The organism is Pseudomonas sp. NBRC 111127, from assembly GCF_001320345.1.
GTDB lineage: Bacteria > Pseudomonadota > Gammaproteobacteria > Pseudomonadales > Pseudomonadaceae > Aquipseudomonas > Aquipseudomonas juntendi.
In genome coordinates this window covers 1-5,425 of the sequence record NZ_BCBD01000236.1, presented here as the reverse complement: position 1 = coordinate 5,425, position 5,425 = coordinate 1, and the positions used below count along the sequence as shown (strand labels likewise).

Here is a 5,425-nt window from a genome sequence, read left to right as displayed (position 1 = left end):
TGACCCAGAAGGAAACGCCGCAATCGGTCACCGTGGTCACCCGCCAGCGCCTGGACGACCAGAAGCTGACCAACCTGACCGAAGTGCTCGAGGCCACCCCGGGCATCACCGTGCTGCGCACCGGCATCGGCGCCGAGAACGACACCTACTGGTCGCGCGGCTTCCAGATCAACAACTTCGAGATCGACGGTGTTCCCACCTCCCCGCGCCTGGACAACACCACCCAGAGCACGGCGATGTACGACCGTGTCGAAATCGTGCGCGGCGCCACCGGCCTGATCAGTGGCACCGGCACCCCGTCGGCGACCATCAACATGATCCGCAAGCGCCCGACCGCGACCTTCCAGGGCAGCGTGACCGCCGAAGCTGGCAGCTGGGACCGTTACGGCACCGGATTCGACGTTTCCGGCCCACTGACCGACAGCGGCAACGTCCGCGGGCGTCTGGTGGTCGACTACAAGACCCAGAACTCCTTCGTCGACCGCCTCGAGCAGGATACGCAGCTGATCTACGGTATCTCCGAGTTCGACCTCAGCGATGCAACCATGCTGACCGTCGGTTTCAGTTACCTCAATACCCAGGTCGACGACCCGCTGCGTACCGGCTTCCAGGTCCGCTACGCCGACGGCAGCAAGACCGACTTCAGCCGCTCGAAGAACAGTTCGCCAACCTGGTCGTACAACGACCGCAAACAGACCAATGTCTTCACCTCCCTCGAGCATCAGTTCGACAACGGCTGGAGCGGCAAGGTCGAGCTCAGCCACAGCGTCATGGACTTCGACGAGCTGATCAACTACATGAACGGCGAGATCAGTCCGGTGGACGGCTCGGGCGCCTACATGTACCCCAACCGCTGGTCGGGCAAGCCTCGCCAGAACAACCTCGACGCCTACCTGACCGGCCCGTTCACCCTGTTCGGTCGCGAGCATGAACTGATCACCGGGGTCACCCTGTCCCGCTACACCGAAAACACCCCGGATCACGGTGGCTGGTTCGGTCCCTGGACCGGCTATGACGGCACCATCGACAATGTCTGGGACTGGAAAGGCCAGGGCCCGCGCCCGGACACCACCACCATCGGCAAAACCTACATCCAGGAAAACCAGTACGCCGCCTACATGACCGGTCGCTTCCACGTGACCGACGACCTGGCCGTGATTCTCGGCGGTCGCGTCACCGACTGGCGACGCACCAGCGACTACCAGAACTGGAGTGATCCGACGCTCGACAACAAGAGTGACGAGAACCGCCACGGCGTGTTCCTGCCCTATGCCGGCGTGGTCTACGACCTCAACGACACCTGGTCGGTCTACGGCAGCTACACCAAGATCTTCAACCCGCAGCCCTACGGCGTGCACGATGAGAATTACAAGGCCCTCGACCCACAGGAAGGCACCGGTTACGAGCTGGGCGTGAAAGGCAGCTTCAACGAGGAAAAACTCAACGCCAGCCTGGCGCTGTTCCGCATCGACCAGGACAACCTGGCCGTCTATGAGCGTGCGCCGGACATCTACCGCGCCGAGCAGGGCACCACCACCAAGGGCGTGGAGCTGGAGCTCAACGGCGAGCTGGCCGAGGGCTGGCAGGCGTTCGCCGGCTACGCATACAGCGTCAGCACCGACTCCGACGACAACCGCATCGTCACCAACACCCCCCGTCACAGCGCCAAGACCTTCACTACCTATCGCCTGCCCGGCATTCTGGACAACAAGCTGACCATCGGCGGTGGCGTGAACTGGCAGAGCAAGACCGGCCAGGACCTGCACACCTTCACCCAGGGCAGCTATGCCGTGACCAACCTCATGGCGCGCTACGACATCACCCGGAACCTGAGCGCAACGCTCAACCTCAACAACGTCTTCGACCGCAAGTACTTCTCCTACGTCGACAGCTGGGGCGTGTACGGCGCGCCCCGCAACTTCATGACCAGCGTGCAGTACAAGTTCTGACCGCAACCACGACCCAGGGCGCAAGGCCCTGGGTCGTATGCAACGCAAAAGGGCCGCATGGCGGCCCTCCCTATCCACTGCAAACCATCAGTTCAAGGCGTCACGCAGTACCTGCGCCAACCTCTCATACACCGTGTCGATCTCAGCCGTGACCAAGCGCATGCGCAGAAAGTCGTGCACCAACCCCTCGAACACCTCGCAGCTGACCGCTACCCCCTGCTCGCGCAGGTGACGTGCATAGGCCTGGCCTTCATCCAGCAATGGATCGAAACCTGCCAGGCCGATGTAGGCCGGCGCCACGCCCTGCAAGCCGGTGGCCAGCAGCGGCGAGAAACGCCAGTTCGAGCGGTCCTCGGCCTGGCGCGCATAATGGTCGTAGAACCACTCCAGGGTGGCGCTCTCCAGCAGGTAGCCCTCGGCGAACAGCGTACGCGACTCCCAGCGCTTCGAGGCATCGGCCACTGGATAGCAAAGCAATTGCAGCCGTGGCTGTACAGGCCCACCCAGGTGTGCGGCGTCGATCGCCAGCACGCTGGCCAGGGTCGCGCCGACACTGTCGCCGCCCACGGCGACCCGGCTGGCATCCAGCCCCCACTCGCGCCCTTTGTGTGCCAGCCACGCCAAGGCATCGGCGCAGTCGTTGAGCGCCACCGGAAAGCGTTGCTCGGGCGCGCGTCGGTAATCGACGGTCAGCACCGCGCAGGGGGTGCGCGCGCAGAACTCGCGACAGACGCCATCGTGCGAGGCGATGCTGCCCACCACGAATCCACCACCGTGCAGGTACAGCAGCACCGGCAGTGGTTGCTCGGCAGGCGCGCAGGGCCGGTAAAGACGCAGCGCCAGGGTGGCGCCATCGCGAGCCTGGCAATGCAGGTCCTCGCTATGGACCTGCGGCGCTTCCCAACGCATGCGCACGGAGGCCTGCTCGAAGGCGTCGCGCGCCTGGGCGGGGGTCGAGCGGTGGAAGGCCATGGACTGGCCATCGCCAGGGCTGGCGTCGACCAGGTCGAGGAATTCGGCAATTTCAGGGTTCAGTGGCATGACTCGGTTCCTGGGCCGGACGCACCCGCATCCGGCCTGTCAGAAGAAGGAAAATTCAGTTGGCCTGGACCTGCAGGCAGTGCTCGATCAACAGCGTCAACTCGGCCTGGAACTGGTCCATGAAGGCCGTGATGGTGCCCTGGCGGAAGCGTCGGTTGCTGTAGATGCAGCGGAACGACAGCTTGCCGTCGAACACCTGGCCCACCACTTCGAGCCAGTTGGCCAGGCTCGCCTGCTGCGAGAAGCTGTCGCCGACGCTCTCCGGCGCGGGCAGGAACAGCGCCTGCTCGGCATCGAAGCTCTGGTCGAGCTGCCCCAGGTAGTTGAAAGTGACCTGCGCCTGCGGCAGCTCGGCCAGGCGCGCGCGCACCCACGGTTCGTCCATGTGGCGCAGCACCCCGTAGCCGATGCCCTTGTCGGGCACCTGGGCCAACTGCTCGCGAACCGCCACGATCGACGCCCCGGGGTCGGCCAGCGGGCTCAGGCGTACCGGATACATGCTGGTGAACCAGCCCAGGGTACGGCTCAGGTCCAGTTGCTCGAAAAGATCCTCGCGGCCATGGCCTTCCAGCAGCACCAGCGCCGACGCACTGTCGTCCCATTGGCACAGGGCCCGGCTCAGCGCAGTCAGCAGCAGGTCGTTGATCTGCGTCTGGTAGGCTGCGGGCGCCTCCTTGAGCAACTGTGCCGTCCGTTGCGCATCCAGGCTGAACGCGGCCTCTTCGCGGTGGCACATGAGGTTGCCGCCACGTGGGTTGTCACAGCGCAGCGGCCCGTCCTGGCGGTCGAGTTGCGCCACCCAGTAGTCGAGCTCACGTTCGCGCAGGGTCACCGCATGGCCGGCCAGGCCAGCGGCCCATTCACCGAAGCTGCTGGTGCGCTGCGGCAACCGCGGCTCCCGGTCGGCGAGCAAAGCCTGGTAGGCCTCCTGCAAGTCCTGCAGCAGCACACGCCAGGACACACCGTCGATCACCAGGTGGTGGATCACCAGCAGCAGGCGTACCTGGCCATTACCCAGGGTCGCCAGCAAGCCGCGCATCAGTGGCCCCTGGGCCAGGTCCAGGCTGCGTTGCAGTTCATTGGCCAGGTCCTCCAGCGCTTCTTCGTCGGCCACCTCGCGCACCCACAGCAGCGGGTCATCGCCAAGGCGCTGCAGGCACTCCTGCAACGGCTGGTAACGCTGGATCCAGCGCCCCTGCTCGTGGGTGAAACGCAGGCGCAGGGCATCGTGCTGGCCGAGCATGCGGGTCAGCGTGCGCTCCAGCGCCTGCGCATCCAGTGGCTGGTTGGCACGCAGGATCAAGGCCTGGTTGAAGTGTTCCGGCGCATGGGTTTGCGCGGTGAAGAACCACTCCTGGATCGGGATCAGCGGGAAGGCGCCCTCCACCACCACGGCCTGCTGCTCGCCGCTGACCCGCGACACGCCCTGCTGGTCGAACAGGTTGGCGATGGTCTGGCAACGCATCAGGTCGCGCAGCTTGAGCTCCAGTTTCAGTTGCGCATGGTTGCGCACCCGCGAAATCACCTGCAGGCTGAGAATCGAATCGCCGCCCAGCTCGAAGAAGTTATCGGTGATCCCCACCTGCTCCACCTGCAGCACCTCGGCCCAGATCTGCGCCATCCATTGTTCCTCCTCGCAGCGCGGGGGCACATGGCTGGCCAGGTCGAAGGTGGGCTCCGGCAGGGCCTTGCGGTCGAGCTTGCCATTGGGCGAGACCGGCAGGCGCTCCAGGCAGATCACCTGCAACGGCACCATGTAGGCCGGCAGCGTTTCGGCCAGGGCGGCCTTGAGCTGATCGCCGCGAACCTCGGCGCTGGCCGCCACGTAGCCGATCAACTGCTTGCCGGAAACACCGTCGCGAGCGATCACCACGGCATCGCCGACACCCGGTTGCTGGCGCAGGCTGGCTTCGATCTCGCCCAGCTCGATGCGGAAGCCCCGCACCTTGACCTGGTGATCCAGACGCCCGACGTAGTCCAGTATTCCGCTTTGACGCAGGCGCACCAGGTCACCGGAACGGTAGAAACGTGCCCCGGGCTCACCGAACGGGTCGGGCACGAACCGCTCGGCAGTGATCGATGGCCGCTGGTGATAGCCGCGAGCCACGCCATGGCCACCGATGAACAGCTGCCCGGCAAAACCGACCGGCAATGGGTTGAGGTCATCGTCCAGCACCCGTAGCGAGCGCTGCCCCACGACTCGGCCGATGGGTGCGTAGGCCGCGCCGCAGGGCTCTTCGGCCGAGGCCTTCCAGAGCATCGGCGTGACTACCGTTTCAGTCGGCCCATAGCCATTGGTGATGTAGCGTGGCCGCAGCACCTCGCGCACCTCGGCCAAGGTCTGCTTCGGCACGGCGTCGCCGCCCAGGCAGTAGATACGCACCGGGGGCGGCTCGACACCGCTGCGCTGCACATATTCGGCCACCTGCTTCAGG

The 5,425-nt window shown here is 65.4% G+C and carries 3 protein-coding genes; 1 reads left to right on the top strand and 2 read right to left on the bottom strand.

Translation table 11 applies throughout. The annotated features are described in order from the left end of the window. Positions 1–1,949, top strand: a 1,949-nt coding sequence (locus APH30_RS25895) for a TonB-dependent siderophore receptor (RefSeq protein WP_054914129.1), incomplete at its 5' end; no start/stop codon positions are given. An 87-nt stretch (positions 1,950–2,036) separates the two neighbouring features. Here APH30_RS25895 and APH30_RS25890 read toward each other — a convergent pair. Both APH30_RS25890 and APH30_RS25885 read right to left on the bottom strand, forming a co-directional pair. After that, on the bottom strand, positions 2,037–2,990 hold the full coding sequence (locus tag APH30_RS25890; protein WP_054914128.1) for an alpha/beta hydrolase: 954 nt from the start codon (positions 2,988–2,990) through the stop codon (positions 2,037–2,039). A 55-nt stretch (positions 2,991–3,045) separates the two neighbouring features. Next, the coding region (locus APH30_RS25885) for a condensation domain-containing protein (protein WP_156326696.1) at positions 3,046–5,425 on the bottom strand (2,380 nt) is incomplete at its 5' end.